The sequence below is a fragment of the Lacipirellula parvula genome (assembly GCF_009177095.1).
GTDB lineage: Bacteria > Planctomycetota > Planctomycetia > Pirellulales > Lacipirellulaceae > Lacipirellula > Lacipirellula parvula.
The window spans coordinates 3044808-3062579 of the sequence record NZ_AP021861.1; the positions used below are offsets into that span (position 1 = coordinate 3044808).

At 62.5% G+C, this 17772-nt stretch carries 17 protein-coding genes; 8 read left to right on the top strand and 9 right to left on the bottom strand.

Annotated features, from left to right (window positions below; translation table 11 throughout):
• Nucleotides 1-221 precede the first annotated feature (221 nt).
• Nucleotides 222-1370 (top strand): ACP S-malonyltransferase, encoded by a 1149-nt coding sequence (locus PLANPX_RS12005; RefSeq protein ID WP_152098967.1) that lies wholly within the window; start codon nucleotides 222-224, stop codon nucleotides 1368-1370.
• 131 nt (nucleotides 1371-1501) lie between these two features.
• On the opposite strand, the gene lipA is transcribed toward PLANPX_RS12005, so the two are convergent.
• From lipA to PLANPX_RS12025, 4 genes are all read right to left on the bottom strand, one after another.
• Nucleotides 1502-2500 carry a lipoyl synthase gene (gene lipA, locus PLANPX_RS12010; protein ID WP_152098968.1) on the bottom strand — a complete coding sequence of 333 codons (999 nt, stop codon included), beginning with the start codon at nucleotides 2498-2500 and terminating at the stop codon, nucleotides 1502-1504.
• An 89-nt stretch (nucleotides 2501-2589) separates the two neighbouring features.
• Nucleotides 2590-3531, bottom strand: coding sequence for a cysteine synthase A (gene cysK / locus PLANPX_RS12015; protein WP_152098969.1), 942 nt, complete (start codon nucleotides 3529-3531; stop codon nucleotides 2590-2592).
• 288 nt (nucleotides 3532-3819) lie between these two features.
• Nucleotides 3820-4944 (bottom strand): pyridoxal phosphate-dependent aminotransferase, encoded by a 1125-nt coding sequence (locus PLANPX_RS12020; protein ID WP_152098970.1) that lies wholly within the window; start codon nucleotides 4942-4944, stop codon nucleotides 3820-3822.
• A gap of 189 nt (nucleotides 4945-5133) precedes the next feature.
• Nucleotides 5134-6039, bottom strand: a complete 906-nt coding sequence (locus PLANPX_RS12025) for an alpha/beta fold hydrolase (RefSeq protein ID WP_152101858.1) — start codon at nucleotides 6037-6039, stop codon at nucleotides 5134-5136.
• 341 nt (nucleotides 6040-6380) lie between these two features.
• Here PLANPX_RS12025 and PLANPX_RS27275 point away from each other — a divergent pair, with 341 nt between their 5' ends.
• Nucleotides 6381-6668 (top strand): zinc ribbon domain-containing protein, encoded by a 288-nt coding sequence (locus tag PLANPX_RS27275; protein ID WP_172992011.1) that lies wholly within the window; start codon nucleotides 6381-6383, stop codon nucleotides 6666-6668.
• Here the strand turns inward: PLANPX_RS27275 and PLANPX_RS12035 are convergent.
• The gene (locus PLANPX_RS12035) at nucleotides 6665-7306 is read right to left on the bottom strand and encodes a DUF502 domain-containing protein (RefSeq protein WP_152098972.1); all 642 of its coding nucleotides are present in this window, start codon (nucleotides 7304-7306) and stop codon (nucleotides 6665-6667) included. The genes PLANPX_RS27275 and PLANPX_RS12035 overlap by 4 nt on opposite strands.
• A 394-nt stretch (nucleotides 7307-7700) precedes the next feature.
• Between PLANPX_RS12035 and PLANPX_RS12040 the strand changes: the two genes are divergently transcribed.
• Both PLANPX_RS12040 and PLANPX_RS12045 read left to right on the top strand, forming a co-directional pair.
• Nucleotides 7701-8063 carry an STAS/SEC14 domain-containing protein gene (locus PLANPX_RS12040; RefSeq protein WP_152098973.1) on the top strand — a complete coding sequence of 121 codons (363 nt, stop codon included), beginning with the start codon at nucleotides 7701-7703 and terminating at the stop codon, nucleotides 8061-8063.
• 81 nt (nucleotides 8064-8144) lie between these two features.
• Nucleotides 8145-8354 (top strand): hypothetical protein, encoded by a 210-nt coding sequence (locus PLANPX_RS12045; RefSeq protein ID WP_152098974.1) that lies wholly within the window; start codon nucleotides 8145-8147, stop codon nucleotides 8352-8354.
• A 122-nt stretch (nucleotides 8355-8476) separates the two neighbouring features.
• Here the strand turns inward: PLANPX_RS12045 and PLANPX_RS12050 are convergent, their stop codons facing one another.
• Together PLANPX_RS12050 and PLANPX_RS12055 are read right to left on the bottom strand one after the other, a co-directional pair.
• Complete coding sequence (locus PLANPX_RS12050) at nucleotides 8477-9511, bottom strand: hypothetical protein (RefSeq protein WP_152098975.1); 1035 nt, start codon at nucleotides 9509-9511, stop codon at nucleotides 8477-8479.
• A 254-nt stretch (nucleotides 9512-9765) separates the two neighbouring features.
• Nucleotides 9766-10182, bottom strand: coding sequence for a CbiX/SirB N-terminal domain-containing protein (locus PLANPX_RS12055; protein WP_152098976.1), 417 nt, complete (start codon nucleotides 10180-10182; stop codon nucleotides 9766-9768).
• Between the two features lie 397 nt (nucleotides 10183-10579).
• Between PLANPX_RS12055 and PLANPX_RS12060 the strand changes: the two genes are divergently transcribed.
• The 4 genes from PLANPX_RS12060 to PLANPX_RS12075 all read left to right on the top strand — a co-directional run bounded on the left by PLANPX_RS12060 (nucleotide 10580) and on the right by PLANPX_RS12075 (nucleotide 15692).
• Nucleotides 10580-11170 (top strand): GNAT family N-acetyltransferase, encoded by a 591-nt coding sequence (locus tag PLANPX_RS12060; protein ID WP_152098977.1) that lies wholly within the window; start codon nucleotides 10580-10582, stop codon nucleotides 11168-11170.
• Between the two features lie 127 nt (nucleotides 11171-11297).
• Nucleotides 11298-12554 (top strand): M16 family metallopeptidase, encoded by a 1257-nt coding sequence (locus tag PLANPX_RS12065; protein WP_232536380.1) that lies wholly within the window; start codon nucleotides 11298-11300, stop codon nucleotides 12552-12554.
• 182 nt (nucleotides 12555-12736) lie between these two features.
• Nucleotides 12737-13975, top strand: a complete 1239-nt coding sequence (locus tag PLANPX_RS12070; protein WP_152098978.1) for a M16 family metallopeptidase — start codon at nucleotides 12737-12739, stop codon at nucleotides 13973-13975.
• A 499-nt stretch (nucleotides 13976-14474) separates the two neighbouring features.
• Nucleotides 14475-15692, top strand: coding sequence for an HDOD domain-containing protein (locus tag PLANPX_RS12075; protein WP_172992012.1), 1218 nt, complete (start codon nucleotides 14475-14477; stop codon nucleotides 15690-15692).
• A 127-nt stretch (nucleotides 15693-15819) separates the two neighbouring features.
• Here PLANPX_RS12075 and PLANPX_RS12080 read toward each other — a convergent pair whose 3' ends face one another.
• On the bottom strand, nucleotides 15820-16233 hold the full coding sequence (locus tag PLANPX_RS12080; protein WP_152098980.1) for a gamma-glutamylcyclotransferase family protein: 414 nt from the start codon (nucleotides 16231-16233) through the stop codon (nucleotides 15820-15822).
• 255 nt (nucleotides 16234-16488) lie between these two features.
• On the bottom strand, nucleotides 16489-17211 hold the full coding sequence (locus PLANPX_RS12085; protein ID WP_152098981.1) for a hypothetical protein: 723 nt from the start codon (nucleotides 17209-17211) through the stop codon (nucleotides 16489-16491).
• Nucleotides 17212-17772 lie beyond the last annotated feature (561 nt).

Sequence of the window (17772 nt, forward strand, 5' to 3'; positions counted from 1 at the left end):
GTTCAAGAATTTGCGATGGCGAGACTGCCGAAAGAGAGTTTTCGCGTCCCGTCGGCGCTTGCCCGGCGACGCGGCGCGGGCCCTCCCAAACGGCACAATCCGCTCATGCAACGCCCACCCGCCGGCAACATCCTCGTTCGCGCGAGGCGACCAATCGCTCGGTTCTGCCTATGATGGGAGTATCTCGCTCCTCCCTCGCCCTTCATCGCGTCACGCGCCCCATGCCAACGCCGCTGGGTACCGATCTCGAAGACGTCGCACTCGCTTATCGCGGGTACAACGTCACGAATTTGGGTCGCACCCGCGAGTTGCTGCACATTCCGGCGTACGCCCGGATCGTCAGCGAAGAACTCGTCCGCTACGGCCGCATTTGCAGCGAAGTGACCCGCCAGCCGTGCGACCTGCTGGCGTTGACCGAAACCAACGTCGAGCCGGGCCTCGATCAGTACGCTCACGCGATCGCGCTAATCGTCGCCGCCGAGGTTGCGCAGCTGCGACTGCTCCGCGAACTCCATGGCGTCGAATACACGCAAGCTCGACTTGCCTTCGGTTACAGCCTCGGCGAGATGATCGCGATTTGCCAATCTGGCGGGTTCGCGACGGAGGACTTAGTCCGCGTTCCGCTGGCGATGGCGGCCGATTGCGCCGATCTCGCTCGCGACGCCGAGATGGGCGTGCTGTTTTCGCGCGGCGGCGCCATTTCCGAACACGACGTCCGCCGCCTGTGCACCGACATCACCCGCCAAGGTCGCGGCACGATCGGCCTCTCGTCGATCCTCTCGCCGAACACTTACCTGCTCATCGGCCAGGGGTACACGGTCGACCGCTTCAAAGAAGCGATGAAGGATGCATTGCCGGCCGCCGCTCACCTTCGCATCAACGAACACCGTTGGCCGCCGCTGCACACGCCGATCATTCGCCAGCGATACATCACCGACCGCGCGGCACTGATGCTCGACCAACTCGCCCCCGGCAAGTTTCCGCCGAAGCCGCCCGTCTTCTCGTTGGCGACGGGCAAACTGAACTACGACGAGTACTCCGCTCGCGACGTGCTAAGGCAGTGGATCGATCACCCGCAACGCCTGTGGGACGCGGTGGTCGAAACGCTTAACTGCGGAGCGACGACGGTGCTCCACATTGGCCCCGAGCCGAACCTAATTCTCGCGACATTCGCCCGTCTGGCCGAGAACGTCAAGCAGCAAACAAACGGCAAGACGTTCGACAGTTACCGCATGAAAGCGATGTCGGGCCTCGCGTCCCGGCCATGGTTGGCGTCGCTGCTGCCGAAGCGGGCTGCACTGCTCCGCGCACCACAGCTAAAACATATCGTCCTCGAAGACTGGCTCGTCGAGAACGCGCCGAAGCGATAATGGCGACTGGTCGCCATTGCACCCTAGCCCCGGGCTCCGCCCGGGGGTGAATCACCATGCCGGTCGGCATCGTCGCGCGTTGTGCCACCCCCGGGCAGAGCCCGCGGCGATCCGAAAATGCGAGCAGCGCTCTACGAACCTAGCTGCACGTCATGCAACTGCACCGCCGGCGGCAAAATTCGCTTGCCCGTGCGAGCCTCTTCCAACAGCGTCTCCGCCCGGTACGAGCTCCGCACCAGTGGCCCCGACGCAACGCCCTTGAAGCCCATTTCGCGGGCAAGCATTTCATACTCAAGAAACTGTCGCGGTTCAACGTACCGATCGACCGGCAAGAACCGCGTTCCCGGCCGACCCGGCGCGAGGTATTGACCGAGCGTCAGCAACTCGACGCCCGCGCTCTGCAGTTGCCGCATCGCATCCACGACTTCGTCGTCAGTTTCGCCGACGCCAACCATCAGGCTGCTCTTCGTCGGGATGTCGGGCCGCAACGCTCGCGCTCGTGAAAGAACCTCCAGGCTCTGTGTGAACGACGCCCGCGGATCACGCACCACTTTATCCATCCGCGGCACGCACTCGACGTTGTGCGCGAACACCGAGAGCGGAATCCCCTCAACCAGCGCCAGCAACGCGTCCCAGTTGCCGGCGAGATCGCTCGACAGCAACTCGATTCCCGTCTGTGGCAGCCGACGGTGAACTGCCTCGACGCAGCGGCGGTAATGGCCCGCCCCGCCGTCCGGCATGTCGTCGCGATTCACGACGGTGATGACGACGTAGTCGAGCTTCAATCGCTCCACCGCATCGGCCAGCCGTTTCGGTTCGTCGAAATCGGGCAGCGGCGGCGCCTTGAGCGTCTCCACCGAACAGAACCGACAACCCCGCGTGCAGCTTTGCCCGGCGACCATGAACGTCGCCGTTCCGCGAGCCCAGCAGTCGTGAATGTTCGGGCAGCGGGCCTCTTCGCAAACCGTGTGGAGCTGATTCCCCGCTACGGCGCCCTGCGTGATGTTGAACACTTCCTGCCCGCGACCGGCAGGCAAGTTCACGCGCAGCCACTCCGGCAACCGCCGACGGGGCGGATCGACCACAGGCAACGGATTAGCGACGGGCAAGGCGGCGGCGGGCTCAGTCATGCGATTCGGCAGGCTCCTTAACCACCCATTATCCTCGACTCTAGGTCGACGACAATAGGCCTAAGAAGCCCGCCAATGCTCGATCGCGATCAGCCCGTCAGCCCCTCGAACAGCGGCGTTGAGAGATACCGCTCGCCCAGGCTCGGCATGATCGCGACGATCCGCTTCCCCTTCCACTCGGGGCGGGCCGCCAGCTTGGCCGCGGCGCAGATGTTGGCGCCGCTCGAAATGCCGGCCATGATTCCCTCTTCCTTCGCCAGCCGTCGCGCCCATTGGAACGCTTCTTCGTTGCTGACGGTGATCGTCTCGTCGACGAGCGACGTGTCGAGGTTCTTCGGAATGAACCCGGCGCCGATGCCCTGAATCTTGTGCGGGCCCGGGTTGCCGCCCGAGATCACCGGCGAATCGGCCGGCTCGACGGCGATCGCTTTGAAGTTCGGATTCTTCGACTTGATGAACCGGGCGACGCCGGTGAGCGTGCCGCCCGTGCCAACGCCCGCGACGATCGCGTCGATGTTGTGTCCCGAGTCTTCCCAGATTTCAACGCCGGTCGTCTTCTCGTGAATCGCTGGGTTGGCGGGATTTTCGAACTGTTGCGGCATCCAGGCGTTCTTTTCTTCCGCGACGATCGCCGCGGCGCGGGCGATGGCGCCCTTCATCCCTTCGCTCGCCGGCGTGAGGACCAACTCGGCGCCGAGCGCCCGCAGCAGTGCGCGGCGTTCGACCGACATCGACTCAGGCATCGTCAGCGTCAGCCGCAGCCCCTTCGCCGCACACACAAACGCCAGGGCAATGCCCGTGTTGCCGCTCGTCGGTTCGACGATGTGCGTGTCGGCCTTCACCTTGCCTTCGCGTTCGCCCGCTTCGATCATCGCGACGCCGATACGATCCTTCACGCTGTTGAGCGGGTTGAAGAATTCGCACTTGGCGAAGACGGTCGCCTGACCCGCGGGGATCAGGCGATTGATGCGGATCATCGGCGTATCGCCGATGGCGACGGTGACGTTGTCAAAGGTGCGATTGCGAGGCATCGGTTTATTCCATGTTTCAGGTCGGGCGAACGCCGCCAATCGGTCGTCGGCCCAAGACTCAAAGTGAAGTCAGACTGCCCCGTGCAGGCTCGTCGACAATATCTGCCAGTTCAGGCGCGACCGATTATCAACGTTCCCCGCCTCGCCGACAACCCCGGTCGCGCTCGATCCCCCTCCCTTGCAGGAGCAACCGAGCACGCTCGCCAGTGGCGAGCGAGCGCAGGGCGGTAGTCTTGTGGAGCGAATGACTTAAAGTGCAAAAAAACGTACCCACCGCCGCCGTCAACTTCACCCAATCGCCCGCAACCCCCGCCGCAGCCGAGCGAGCCCCTCCACCAAAGCAACTTCGTCGCCCCCAAACCCAATCCGCAACGCCATCCCTTCGGCGGGATAAAAGAACTCCCCCGGCGCCACGACTACGCCAAACTCATCGATCAGCCGTTCCACCAGTTCCATCGGAGGCGTCTTCCCCAACCACTGCGGAAAGACAATGCAACTCTCGCCAATCGGCGCCGGCGACAGCAGCCCCTCGTCCGCCACGGCCCCGAGCCATGCCGCCATGATCGACCGGACGCTCGTCAGCTTCTTACCCACGAGCGGTCGCCAGCGATCGAATTGATCGATCGCCCGCGATCCCAAAATCTCCGTCCAGGGACAGCCGATGTTTTCGAGGTCGATCCAAGCATCGAGCGCATCGGGAATACGCCGCCGATCAACTGTCGCCCACCCGCAACGCAGCGAGCCGAGCCCATAGCACTTCGTCAGTCCGTTGATCGTGATGATCCGCTCGTCGATGTTGCCCATCGGCCAACCTGCCAGCGAGGAGAGATCAGCAAACGTTTCGTCGACGACCACGACGCCGGCTTGCGTCCGCGCGCCAACAGCCTCAGCCAATCGCCGCAGGTCAGCGGCGCTCAACAGATCGCCGCTCGGATTGTGCGGGTTCGTCAGCACCACCGCGGCCGTCGTTGGCGTGAGCCGACCGGAGACTTCATCGACGAACTGACGCCCGCCGCCGCGTGGCGCGAGCTCGACAGTCGCCCCGAGCCGTTTTGCCACGCTCAGCAGCGGTTCATAGATCGGCTGCTCAGCGATGAAGTGCTTCGGCCGGTCGCCCGCCAGCAGCAGTTGGAATACAAACCGAATCGCTCCCGACGATCCGCTCGTGAGCAAGATTTCGCGCTCCGGCGGAACCTGGTAGGCCGCGCGGATGCGATCTTTCAGTTCAACCAGCCCGAATTCGTTCGAACTTCGCGTCGCGGCCGCCACGAGCGCATCGCCTCGTTCGCTGATCTCCGTTTGCAACCAAGCCGTTGCCTCTGGTAAATGAAACGCCGACCCCGCGAGATTGATGACATCCCGCCGACCCTGCAACCGTTCCGTCAGCTCTTTCACCCACCGCAAGTAAAGCATTGGCGCTCTGCAGAACTTCGAAGGAAGAGAGTTAACCACGAAACGCACGAAAGTAACGGAAGAAAGGCAAAGAACGAGGAGCTTGTTCTCAACTCCGCTTATTCCTCTCCCCCTTTCTTCTTTCGTGTCATTTAGTGTGTTTCGTGGTTAAAAAAGCATTTGCATTAGCAGCAAGGCAAGACAACAAGCTCACTTCTCTTGCAGATGCTCGTCAAACCAATCCGCCAGCGTCTCCAAGTCCTTCGGCAAGTCGGGCCAGCCATGCCCCGCCCCCGGCTTCGTGACTAGCTTCGCTTCGACGCCAGCCTTCTCCAGCGCCGCCACCATGATCTCGGCCTGCTGAATCGGCACCAGCTCGTCGGCGTCGCCATGAATGATCAACGTCGGCGGATCATCATTCGATACTTGATTCACCGGCGAAATCGCTTTGCCGATTTCTTGCAACTTCGCTTCGTCGGTAATCTCGACGAACCGCTTCGTGTCGTTGTCCATCTCTTCAAAATCAAACGGCGCCCGGAACCCCTTCAAGATGCCGCGGCCCAGCGCATCTTCACCCGGCTTGCCGTAATTAAAAAAATCGGTCGGCGGAAAGAAGCACGCCACCGCGGCCACGCGGCTGCTCTCGCGATCGACTTCATCCTTAGCGTTCGGATCGCCTGCAACGCCCGCCGTCCCCTGCATCAGCGACAAATGTCCGCCCGCCGAAGCCCCCATGATGCCGAGCCGCTCAGGATCGACGCCATACTCAGCCGCATGATGTCGGATGTAGCGCACCGCGCGGTGCATGTCGCCCAGGATCTCGGTAATGTTGAACTTCGGCTGGCTGCCGTGAACGACCGCGAAGACCGTGTAGCCACGATCCAGAAACGGCTTCATGAATCCTTCGTTGATCACCGCGTGGTCTGAGTACCACCCGCCGCTGACGACGAAGATTAGCCCGACGCCATTCGGCTTCGCCGGCTTGAAGACGTCCATCGTCAGCGCCGTCCCGAATTTCCGGCCATAGATCACGTCTTCCGTCCGCTGAAACGCCGGCGGCTCGTCGGCCCGCAGCGTGGGAGCGAACATTGCCAGTAAGCAGAGCAGTAATGCCATGCGGCAATTGGTGGACCCCATCGCGCTAGCCTCCTCGACCATAGAATTGAGAAGAAAAGAATTGAACCGCCAAGGACGCCAAGAGCGCCAAGAAGGAACAGAATACAGATTTCCCGCTAATGACGCGAATCGGCGGTAATGCCAATTGGCTGCAGTAGCGTCCGGAGATTCACTGCAGCACCGCTGATGAAAGAGGGTATTTATGATTTGTTGTCAGCGCATATTAGCGGTTTCAACGTTCCCCGTATTCCCTTGGCGCTCTTGGCGTCCTTGGCGGTTCAATTCGAAAATATTCCAATAGAGAGAAGAGTCCAACCTTCCGAGCAAGCAGCACCGAATCGATGCCGAACATCCGTGAAACCTGGCAAGATCCCGATGAAGATTGGGATGACGAAGACGACGACTTCGAAGAGCACGACGAGGACGACCAGGAAGAGCCGACCGTCACCTGCCCGTACTGCCGCGCCGAGGTGTGGGAAGAAGCGTCGCAATGCCCCAAGTGCGGCGAGTATCTCTCGCTCGAAGATGGGCGAGCCCGCCACCAGTGGCAACCGCGGTGGATCGTCCTCACCGCGGCGCTGCTGCTTGGCCTGATTCTGCTCGGATACCTTTCGAGCCTTGGCGGCTAGCGGGCCGCCGTTAAAAACTGCGGCGCCGACATCCCCATCGACACGTACATGCTCATGAACGCGTCGACGCTCAGGTTCGCCGGCTTCACCGACGCCGCGGGGACGAAGATGAGACTACCCCCCATCGGCACCGGCGCCGAAGGAATGAGGACGGCATGGTACTCCATCTCGCCAATGCGAAACCGCTCCGGCGTCGGTAGCAGGGCGAGAAACATCGCCCCCGAGTCACCGCCAAAGGTGCAGAACACGACGCTCATCCCTTTGAGGTCGCTGTTCTCCTTATCCATCATTCCCATCATCTGTCGCACGGTGCCGTAAACGCCGCCGAGCATCGGCAGCTTCCGCCCGATGCGGTCGAGGTTCCCCTGGACGAACCGCTTGGCGCCGAATTCTACGAGCACGCCAAGCCCGAAGATCAACGCCAACACAAATCCCCACCCGACCGTGTAAGCAATCCACGGCGCCGTGGTCGGAGAAACGACAAAACCCATCTGGGCCAGCAGCCCGCCGAGCAAGGTCCGCGGGCCAAGGAGCCCAGTAACCGTCTGAGCCACCCAACCGACCACCGCCACGGTGATCACCAGCGGCAACACCGTCACCACGCCGGCCAGAAAACACTTCACAATCTTGCGGATCATCGTGCGGAGGCTCCGAGGAAATTGAAAACGCCGCGAGCGTTATAACAATTTCCTTTCGTCCCGCCGCCCCGAATATTTCCATCGTGGGCGCCCCTCGTTCCCACGCTCCGCGTGGGAACGTCGCCTCCGCCGCTCCGCGGCAGTCAAGTTGGCGTCTGTCTCAAAATCTCTCGGCTGCGGCCGCGCGACGCAGAGCGTCGGCCCTTACATTCCCACGCAGAGCGTGGGAACGAGACGCTGCCTCGCAAAATCAGGCCGTACTTTCAGGCCAAAAACGCCCAATCAGTCCAACCGAACCAAGGCCTACAGTCAGCGACGCCCCGGCGCGTGTATATTACCGAGCAGCATCCCACGGCAAGGTGCGTACCCCGTCTCCCCGTTCCAGGAGCCCAACATGGTCGAAGCAATCCCCACCGGGCACGAACAGGTCCTCGGCTTCAAGATGAGCGGCAAGCTCCACGACGGGGACTACAAGTTCTTCGTCCCGCAGGTCGAAGCTGCCGTCGCTCAGTTCGGCAAGGTCCGCATGCTCGCTCAGTTCCACGACTTCCATGGCTGGGACTTGCACGCGCTGTGGGACGACATCAAGTTTTCCACCAAGGAATGCACCCACATCGAGCGGATCGCCCTCGTCGGCGAAAAGACGTGGGAGAAGTACATGGCGAAGGTTTGCAAACCGTTTACCTTGGCCAAGATCGAATACTTCGACGCCGCCGACATCGAGAAGGCAAAGGCCTGGCTCGCCGAAGGCGTTTGACGTAAGCTGCCGCCCAATCTCACCATCAATCGGCATGGTCGGATCACCGGCCGTGAGCTAACGAGTCACCGCAGAAACGATATGAGCAAAGAAAACCACGGCAACCACCACGGGCACCACGATCACGGCCATGTCCAGCATCCGAAGAGCCGCGGCCTTCACAAAGATTGGCGGGCCTGGACCGTGGTCGTCCTGATGCTCGCCGCGATGGCGGGTTACATTCTGTCGGTCGACGAATCGGTCGAACCGGGCGAGCCCGATCAACAGCAAGTTCCCGCCGCCGCCGAGTAGCGGATTTGTGGGAGGGGTCTCCGACCCCGATGCCGCGCAGGCTGCCGCTTCAAATTGTGGTGGTAAGCGAAATCGGCGTCGGAGACGCCTCCCACATGTTAATTTCCTCAGTCGCTCGCGGCTTAGCGGAACATCTCGTTGAATTTTCCAAACGCCGTGCGCGATTGGCTGTTCCGGTTCCGTCCGGCAACGCCCTCGTTGCCACGGCGGGTAAGATTCTGAATCGTCTGCCCGCGCGGCGGAATGACGTACAGCTCGGGATCGTCGACCACCCACGGCGTCGACCACGTCTTCCCGTCGTCCATGTTGGCGACGTTGAAGAAGAAGTTGTTGAACTCCAGGCATTTGTTGCCGTACGGGAAGCTCGAGTAGAGGTGATCTTCTTCGGTGAGGTTGCCCACGCCCGGCCGCGCGTACTGGTGAACTTGCCCGTCGGGCGTAAACGCGAGGCCGAAGGTCCACCAGCCTGGTTCGTCGATCACGGGACCAGGAACATCCTGCCCGTTGGGACGAGCGCGAACGGTCAGCTGAGCGAAGTCCCGCTCATACTTCGCCGTCGTTTCGCTGCGGAACATGATGAACATGCCTGGCCAGTAGGGTTCGGTCTTGCCGTCAGGCGTTCTACCGCTGACGTCGGCGCGAACGCCAAACGACGCCCCGCTGCGATTCTCCCAACGCTTGAAGTCGGGCAAGTAAACGCGGACGACGCAACTCGGACTCCAACTCACCGGAATCGGCCGGCCGAGCCGCGACTCGACGCTCATCAGCAGGTCGTCCTGCATCTGCTCGCCGCTATAGCTGCGCGGGACGCCGGAGTTCTTCGTCGCCAGGAACAGCGAGCCTTTGCTGCCGGGCAGCCCGCCTGGCGGCGTTGCGATGCGGCGGATCACGTCTGGCTGTCCACGCTTGGCGCCCTCGTACCAGCGGCCATTCACCGAGCGGCCGCCCGGCGGCCGTTGCTCGCCATCTTGCTCGTGGCTCGCCTTGGCGCCATTCATGACGTACCGCCAATCGGACGCTTCGAAGTTGTCGCCGCACTGGACGACCTTCACGCCCGTGCCAGGAACAAACGGCTGATCCGCAGCTCGTAAGGAACTGCCAGCCAGCAGCGAGAGCGTCAGGGCGAACGTCGTGAAACAGAGCGGAGCAATGCGCATAGGACATCCTTGTCGCGTCAGCACGAGGCGCGAGTCTGACGGCGCAGCGGTGCGCCATCCCTTCCGTTATCGGCAGATCTTCCGCGAGAGTTAAAACCTACCCAGCCGGAAGAGTCGCCAGCAGCGGTGCTAGCTGCGTGTCGGTGGGTTTTCTGTGGGAGGCGTCTCCGACGCCGAGACAGCGCCCCACGCCAAGCTGCCTCGGCCCACAATCCGGCTTCGGGATCAGAGATCCCTCCCACATCCCGAGGTCGTCACCGGTCGCCGGCGCCCAATCCCTCGCGAATCCGATCATCAATCACCCGCAGCATCAGCGGATGGAGCCCCAGCGGCGGCGTCACCACATGCGTCACGCCTGCGCCGACAAACGGCTCAGCCGCCTCGGCCGCCAACTGCGGAATGTCCTGATGCCAGTGGCGGCCCGGCGCCAGAAAGTAGGGAAAGATGACGACATGCTTGGCCCCTTGCTCAACGCACCGGGCAAACGCCATGGCAATCGACGGCTCCGCCAACTCCATGTGAGCCGGCTCAACAATCGCCCACCCTGAGTGCTGCCGGTAAGCCTCTGCCACTTCCAGCAGCAACTCATTGCTCTCCGCACGCCGCGACCCGTGATCGACAATGATCAACCCAGTCGCCGCAGGGCAGGGGAGTGGATGCGACTCAGGCATGGGGCGATATTTTCCCTCTCCCTTGGAGGGAGAGGTTAGGTGAGGGATTCAAAAGTGTTGCTTAACAAACAGACGAGCCCAATTCTAACCGCCAAGGACGCCCAGAGCGCCCAGGGGAACCAAGAGCCAATACCGAAACCGCCGATGAACGCCAGTAGGCACCATCGGCGGTTCCAAAATTCCTTCCCCGCATTTCCTTGGCGCACTTGGCGCACTTGGCGTCCTTGGGGGTTAAGTCTTAAAAACTCCCCAGTTTCCCGCCCAGACTGCAAAAAGCTGGCCCGCGCCAAAGCCTGTGGTATCCTTGGGGAACCGGGAGGGCTGTTCTATCCAAGCACCCGCCCGATATCGGCCCCACCAGATTCCTGGCGCCACCCGCACAGCCCGCTGGCCAGGTATGCGACTGCTAACCACCCGCTACCACAAACGCTTCCAGATGGAAGTCGATCTGCGCCGCTCCCGGCGCACGCCGGTCGCGGTCTACCCCGACTATCGGATGGTTTCGTGGTCGCCGGCGTTGCTGCACGATCACGCGGAAGTGAAGTATCTCAGCTTCCGCGATGAACTCGACGCCACCGTGTTTCCCTGCCTGGGCGAATTGCAAAGCTGCGTCCGTCTCATGGAGGAAATCTCCGACCGCGACGGGTTCGTCCCCGAAGCGACCTGGCTAGCCCAGTACATCGGCGCCGGGGACCACCGCATGGAATGCTGCGGTACGATCCAAGCCATCCGCACGACGCGGCAGCGGGCAAACATCCAGAACATCGGCGTCACGCCCCATCACCGCGGCCGCGGTGTCGGCGCCGCCCTCATCATTGCCGCGCTCGAAGGCCTCCAGCAGGTGGGAGTCTCGCGCGTCGGCCTGGAAGTCACCGCCGAGAACGACGCCGCGGTGCGACTCTACCAACGCCTTGGCTTCCGCTCGGTGAAAACCGTCTACAAAGCGATCGAAGAGCTCCCGCCAGCCTTCCGAGCTGCGGTCCGGTAGGGTATTTCTGCCTGCATTAGCAGTTGCCGCGTGCCGGGGACCCCGGTAGGCTTCCTGCGAGGCCGATAGGCGGCCCGATCCTCGGAACACCATCGTCCCCGCCCGCTCTAGGGCCGGGAAAGCCTGCATGACCTCATCGAGCCAAGTCCAGCGACGCACGGTCGAGACCCATCAACTGGCCAACGGCCTCATGCTGCTGGCCGAGCCGGTGGCGACCGCCGAGTCGGCGGCCTTCACGCTCATGGTCCCCAGCGGTTGCAGCACCGATCCCGCCGATCGCCTCGGACTGTCCAGCTTGCTCTGCGACATGGTGATCCGCGGCGCCGGCGAACGCGATAGCCGCGCTCTGATCAACGACCTCGAAATCCTCGGCGTCGAGCGCGGCGAATCGGTCGGCATCTCGCAAACTAGTTTTAGCGGCGCCACGCTCGCCGATAACTTGCTCGACGCCCTGGCGATTTACGGCGACATCGTCCAGCGTCCGCAATTACCGGAAGATCAACTCGATGCCGCGCGAATGGTTTGCTATCAAGAAATTCGCGGCGTCGAGGATGAGCCATCGCAGAAGCTGATGGACGACCTCCGCCGCCGCACCTACCCCGATCCGTGGGGCCGCGCAAGCCATGGCACGGAAGCGGGCGTCGAAGCCTCCACCGCTGCCGAAGTGAAACGCCACTGGCAAACGAACTACCGCCCGAACGGCGCCATCCTTGGCGTCGCCGGGAAGATCGATTGGGACCAACTCGTCGAGTTGGTCGAATCGCAGTTCGGCGCCTGGAAACGCGTCGAACCGGTCGCGCCGAAAGAAACGCCGCCGGCCGAATCGTCGCCGCATATCGACTTCGACGGCAACCAATGCCACATCGGCATCGCGTTCCCGAGCGTGCCCTACAGCGATCCCCTCTACCTGCAGGCCTGGGCCGCCGTCGGCGTGCTGTCGGGCGGCATGAGCTCGCGGCTCTTCACCGAAGTTCGCGAAAAGCGCGGCCTCTGCTACAGCGTCAGTGCCTCGCTCCAAACGCAACTCACGCGCGCCCGCGTGATGTGCTACGCCGGCACCACGTCGGAGCGGGCTCAAGAAACGCTCGACGTCACCTACGCCGAGCTGATCCGACTCCGCGAGGGCGTGTTGCAATCGGAACTGCAGCGGCTCAAGGCCCGCATTAAGAGTGGCCTCATCATGCAGCAAGAGTCGACCTCCGCCCGCAGCGGCTCGATCGCCCGCGATTGGTACCACCTCAACCGCGTCCGCTCGCTCGAAGAACTCGGCGCCCAGGTCGACGCCCTCTCGGCCCACAGCATCAACGAATATCTCGACGAACACCCGCCGAGCGATTTTACGTTCGCCACGCTCGGCCCGCAGCCTTTGAAGATTCCGGTTTAATGAATTGAACGCACGGAATTGAACCACGACGGCACAACGAACACGACGTAAATACAAAGTCGTAAATGCGTGCTCAAGTGATTAGGAATTCAGCAAAATCCAGACTCTTCTTCGTCGTGTCCGTTGTGCCGTCGTGGTTAGTCCTTAAGTCGCTCAGTAAGTCGTAAAGATTGGAACCCGCCGTGAAGTTTCGCAGTGCCACGCTCGACAACGGACTGGAGATTGTCGCCGAGTGCAACGACCTTGCCCATTCGCTGGGCGTCGGTTTTTTCGTGCGCACCGGGGCCCGCGACGAAACCGATGAAGTCGCCGGCGTGAGCCACTTCCTTGAGCACATGATCTTCAAGGGGACGCCCCGCCGCACGGCCGAAGACGTCAACCGCGACTTCGACGAAATCGGCGCCCACTACAACGCCTTCACCAGCGAAGAGAACACGGTTTACTACGCCTCGGTGCTGCCCGAGTACCAGGCCGCGAGCATCGACCTCCTTGCCGACATCATGCGCCCCAGCCTCCGCGGCGATGACTTCGACATGGAGAAGAAGGTCATCCTCGAAGAGATCCAGATGTACGCCGACCAGCCGCCCTTCGGCATGGACGACCACATCAAGGTCCTTCACTTCGGCGGTCATCCGATGGCCCGCAGCGTGCTCGGCACGTGCGATACCGTCGGCGCCCTCTCGGCCGACCAAATGCGGGCCTACTTCGAAGCCCGCTACTGCCCTAGCAACATCTTCGTTGCCGCCGCGGGGAAGGTTGATTTCGACCAACTCGTGAAGCAAGTTGAAGCCGGTTGCGGCAAGTGGGAACCACGCACTGCAAACCGCGATCTCCCCAAGCCAGCGTCGAAGCCACGCACCGAATGCGTTACCCGCGAATCGTCGACGCAGCAGTATATCCTGCAACTTGCCGACGGCCCCGCGAGCGAAGACGCTGATCGCTACGCCGCGAAATTGCTGGCAACGATCCTCGGCGACGACTCCGGCAGCCGCCTTTACTGGGAACTCGTCGATCCCGGCATCGCTGAGACCGCCAGCCTCGGCCACTACGAGTACCAGGGCCTCGGCATGCTCTACACGTGGCTGAGCTGCGCCCCCGAAGACGCCGCGGAGAACTTCGCCAAACTCCGCGAGGTCTATGCGACTGCTGAGAAGCAGGGCATCACCGAAGAAGAACTCCGCCAAGCCCGCAGTAAGGTGAAGGCTCGCGTCGTCCTCGGCAGCGAACGCCCCCGCAGCCGTCTGTTCAACGTCGGCGGCAACTGGATGCAACGCCGCGAGTATCGTTCCGTGACGAACGATCTCGTGACGCTCGACGACGTGACGCTCGACGACATCCACGCCGAACTCGCGAAATACCCGCTCACACGCGCGTCGACCGTGAGCATCGGTCCGCTCAAAGAACTCGCCGGCCTGGGTTAGTCCGGTCGCGATGGTGGTGCGGCACGTTTGGTTTTTAGTTGTGTGGCTCCCTCCCCCTGGAGGGGAGGGCTGGGGAGGGGGGAAGAACCCTGGTACCCGCATCAGTCACCCCTCCCTAACCCTCCCCTTCAAGGGGAGGGGACCAGAGGGTTTAATAGGGTACGTGTTCTCGTTGCGGGGTAGCTCTAAAAACACCCTCTCGCTCCCATTCATAAACTCCATCGCGTTTGCCTCTACCCGCGACCCGCCGCCGCTCGCCCGCCCGATTTACCCGCACAGCCCCTACCAACCGCTCGATTTCGGGCCCCGCCGCAAGGAAATGCGTCGTTTCGTGCGCCGCGCCGTCACAATCGCTCCCCCGCGTTCGGGCGGCGCCATCGACGCGCCGCTTCAGGAGCTATGCTTCCAGTGAACATTCGCCGCCGGCGGAATTTCCGCCCATGCCGCGCGTGTTCGCCAGTCATGGTTCCCCATCGAATGCAAGCTTGAGATGACGACGATGCTGCGGGTTCTCATCGTAGACGACGACGCAGAGGCGCTGTATCGCACCCAGCGGCTGCTGCGCGGATACCGTAGCGACTGGCAGATGAAGTTCTGCTTCGGCCCCGAACCGGCGCTCGATGCGCTCGCCATGGAGCCGTACGACGTCGTCGTCGCCGATCTGAAAATGCCAGGCGCCGACGGCGGCGAATTGCTCGCCTGCGTTCGCGACCTCTATCCCGATGCGATCCGTCTGCTCGTTTGCAACCAAGCCGAACACAACGAGCTCCTTCGCTCGATGGGCCCGGCTCACCAATATTTAGCGAAGCCGGTTGACCCGGTCCTGTTCCGCGATTCGATCGCCCGCGCCGGCATCATCGGCAAGCGGCTCTCGAAGCCCGGCCTCAAGGCGCTGGTCTCGCAGATCAGCACGCTGCCGTCGCTGCCGTCGGTCTTCATGGAACTGATGCGCGAGCTCCGCGATCCGAACGCCTCGGTCGTTCGCGTCGCTCAGCTTATCGGGTCCGACGTCGCGATGACCGCCAAAGTGCTGCAGCTGGTCAACAGCTCATTCTTCGGCCTCACCGTCCACGTGAAAGACGTCCACCACGCCGCCGCGCTGCTCGGGCTCAACGCCCTGAAGCCGCTGGTGCTGTCGGCCGGCGTCTTCCGCCAACTCGAAGAGTCGCGCGTTCCTGCCGCGCTTGCCGAGCAAGTCCTCGAACACAGTCTCGCCGTCGGTTGCTTGGCGAAACGCCTGGCCGAAGCCGAAGGCCTCGACCGCGATCAAGCCGACAACGCGATGCTGGCCGGCATCTTGCACGACATCGGCAAGCTGGTGCTCGCCGATTACTTCGGCCTTGAGTATGCCCAGGTCTGTCTCGCCGCCGAAAGCGCCGACCTGCCGCTGCTAAATGCCGAGCTCGACCAATTCTCCGCGTCGCATGCCGACATCGGCGGCTACTTGCTCGGCCTGTGGGGCCTGCCGCAAGAGTTGATCGAAGCGGTGGCGCTTCATCACGACCCAAGCGCCCACGAAGGTACGGCCTTCTCGCCGCTCACCGCGGTCCACGTCGCCAACGCGCTGGTGCACGCGACGCTGGAAGGGGACGCCGATCCTGAATCGCTGCGGATGTCGGCCAAGTACGATCGCCGCTACCTGTCGCGCCTCCGCTGCGAGCGCCGCCTCTCGGATTGGGAAGAAATCGCCACGTCGATGGCAGCGTGCTCGCCGTAGATTCTGCCGCGACTTCGTCTTCCCTAGCCCCGGGCTCCGCCCGGGGATCGGCCGCGATTTCGTTTTGCGTCGCGTTATGTAACGCCACGCGACCCCCGGGCGGAGCCTGGGACTAGGATCGCATTGCTCAGCGCTCCCACCCCAGATAGCGAAAGTAGTCGCCCATCGAGTCGCGCTGAAACGCTTCGGCATCCCACGCTTCAGCGCTCGCCAATTGCCGATGGTTCTGCGGTAACAGATAAGTCTGAGCACCCACCGCACCGCTGCCGTCATCAAGGATCGCGGCCACTTCCACGCGGTCGTAAAACGACGCCTCGTACCGATCGAGCGCCGCGAGCGCTTCGGCCGAGAGATTGTAAATAACGATCCCCCGCGCCACGTCCTTCGCCGCGCCGGCCATCATCACGGGATACAGCTTTCCTGCCGCTCGAACGACTTGCATGCCGCGCACTGTTGCCGGCGCTTGCCGATACCGCCCGTCGACCACGCGCTCCCACACCTCGGGAAACATCAGCGTGCCGTAAGCGAACAAGTTCGTCATGCAAATTCAGGCTCAGTGACGCTCGCAACTCGATTGCAAGCCACTGATGCGGGGGGGGCAGGGGAGCGAGACAGAATGCTCACCATCCTAATCCGCCTCGACAGCTAGCGGCAGATTCCGCTTCACGTTTCAGCCGGGCAAGACCACGTTCGCCGCAAACGCCCGCGGCCTGTCCATCAGTTTTGATGAACAGGCCGCAGGCCGAACGTTCAATATCCAAACGGTGACGACGCACCATCCACGATCTAGCGCCGCTTAGCGGCCGCGTCGACGAGCCACAGCAAACGTCGCCGCCGCGCCACAAATCGCCAGCGCCATGCAACCCGGTTCCGGCACCGCCAGCGGGGCCCCCAGTATGAACGCGGTCGTCGTCGCCGAACGCATCACTTCCAGCCCGGTGATCGCCACGTTGTTCTTCAAGAAGACGCTAATCGCCGGGTTGCCGGGCACCGCGCTGCCGTCGAACCGGTAAACGCCAGCGATGAATGTGTAGCTCGGCATGTCCGCAGCAACCGCCGTCGCCGTCGACGCGAACGGCACGTCGAGCCACGGCGTCGTCACCAAGCTCGTCCCGCTAAACGCCCGCAACTGAAAGTTTTCCGGCGATGCCGAGCCATTGTCGAGATCGCCAAACTGAAAGTAAGTTCCCACCGGCAGCGCCCCAGGGGCGTAGCCGCCGCCGATCGAGAAGTCGTACATAGCCGTTCCGGTGACGGGCGGCCCGGACGGCGGCGTGTGCGGCATCTGCCCCGTCGCCGGAAACGTTCCGATCCACGCCGGATTCGCCGGAACGCTCCACGTTCCTGTGAACGGTCCCCCCGCCAACCCAGCCGCGACGTAGTTCTGCCGCGCCGGGTCGCCTGTGGCGCCAGGGAAGGGCAGGACGCCGCTGCCAGTAAGCGGTACGGCAACCGCAGGAACGATCGAAACGAGAGCGAAGAACGAAACCAGCGCAACGCTGAAGAGAGAGCGGCTCATGAGCTGAAACCTTTGCAGTGTGAGATAGAAACGATGAGCAATTGCCAAAGGCGGCATTCGCTAGGGAAAAATTCCGACCGTTTCTATTTCATTCGCTGCAACTCGCTCAGAACCAAGTTCGAGAGGGGGCCCATTCACTGAAGGAACGCGACCAACTTCACGCAGCCTAACGTCTCGTACGAAGAATGAAAGCCTTTTTTCAAAAATCTTTCGCACATTTCAGCCATGCATGCGTCAAACCCACGATAGCGCGAGCGGATAGCCCGGGTCTACCCGGGCGACGCAGCCGCACGAGGCAGAACCTCGTGCGGCCGATATCGAGCGAGCTATCACTCGACGCGACCCCTCGTCCCTAGGGTGGCCGAAACTGCCAGCTACGAATCAGCCGAGCACTTCACTACGGTAGAGCCTCTGCCTGCTAACTGCGCCAACGGAACCTGCGTAAGCCAAAAAACGATTTGCTGAGCAAATTTTTGATAGACATTGGGTTTTTGCGTTGAGGCTGTATTGTTAGGTCAGTAGCCTCGCAGCAGAGGCGTCCGATTTCGCCGCCAGTCTAAA

What these genes read in the sequence shown, in the direction of transcription:
- PLANPX_RS12005 (WP_152098967.1), top strand. Translation starts at nt 222, where the DNA reads ATGCCAACGCCGCTGGGTACCGATCTCGAAGACGTCGCACTCGCTTAT.
- lipA (WP_152098968.1), bottom strand. Translation starts at nt 2,500, where the DNA reads ATGACTGAGCCCGCCGCCGCCTTGCCCGTCGCTAATCCGTTGCCTGTG.
- cysK (WP_152098969.1), bottom strand. Translation starts at nt 3,531, where the DNA reads ATGCCTCGCAATCGCACCTTTGACAACGTCACCGTCGCCATCGGCGAT.
- PLANPX_RS12020 (WP_152098970.1), bottom strand. Translation starts at nt 4,944, where the DNA reads ATGCTTTACTTGCGGTGGGTGAAAGAGCTGACGGAACGGTTGCAGGGT.
- PLANPX_RS12025 (WP_152101858.1), bottom strand. Translation starts at nt 6,039, where the DNA reads ATGGCATTACTGCTCTGCTTACTGGCAATGTTCGCTCCCACGCTGCGG.
- PLANPX_RS27275 (WP_172992011.1), top strand. Translation starts at nt 6,381, where the DNA reads ATGCCGAACATCCGTGAAACCTGGCAAGATCCCGATGAAGATTGGGAT.
- PLANPX_RS12035 (WP_152098972.1), bottom strand. Translation starts at nt 7,306, where the DNA reads ATGATCCGCAAGATTGTGAAGTGTTTTCTGGCCGGCGTGGTGACGGTG.
- PLANPX_RS12040 (WP_152098973.1), top strand. Translation starts at nt 7,701, where the DNA reads ATGGTCGAAGCAATCCCCACCGGGCACGAACAGGTCCTCGGCTTCAAG.
- PLANPX_RS12045 (WP_152098974.1), top strand. Translation starts at nt 8,145, where the DNA reads ATGAGCAAAGAAAACCACGGCAACCACCACGGGCACCACGATCACGGC.
- PLANPX_RS12050 (WP_152098975.1), bottom strand. Translation starts at nt 9,511, where the DNA reads ATGCGCATTGCTCCGCTCTGTTTCACGACGTTCGCCCTGACGCTCTCG.
- PLANPX_RS12055 (WP_152098976.1), bottom strand. Translation starts at nt 10,182, where the DNA reads ATGCCTGAGTCGCATCCACTCCCCTGCCCTGCGGCGACTGGGTTGATC.
- PLANPX_RS12060 (WP_152098977.1), top strand. Translation starts at nt 10,580, where the DNA reads ATGCGACTGCTAACCACCCGCTACCACAAACGCTTCCAGATGGAAGTC.
- PLANPX_RS12065 (WP_232536380.1), top strand. Translation starts at nt 11,298, where the DNA reads ATGACCTCATCGAGCCAAGTCCAGCGACGCACGGTCGAGACCCATCAA.
- PLANPX_RS12075 (WP_172992012.1), top strand. Translation starts at nt 14,475, where the DNA reads ATGCTGCGGGTTCTCATCGTAGACGACGACGCAGAGGCGCTGTATCGC.
- PLANPX_RS12080 (WP_152098980.1), bottom strand. Translation starts at nt 16,233, where the DNA reads ATGACGAACTTGTTCGCTTACGGCACGCTGATGTTTCCCGAGGTGTGG.
- PLANPX_RS12085 (WP_152098981.1), bottom strand. Translation starts at nt 17,211, where the DNA reads ATGAGCCGCTCTCTCTTCAGCGTTGCGCTGGTTTCGTTCTTCGCTCTC.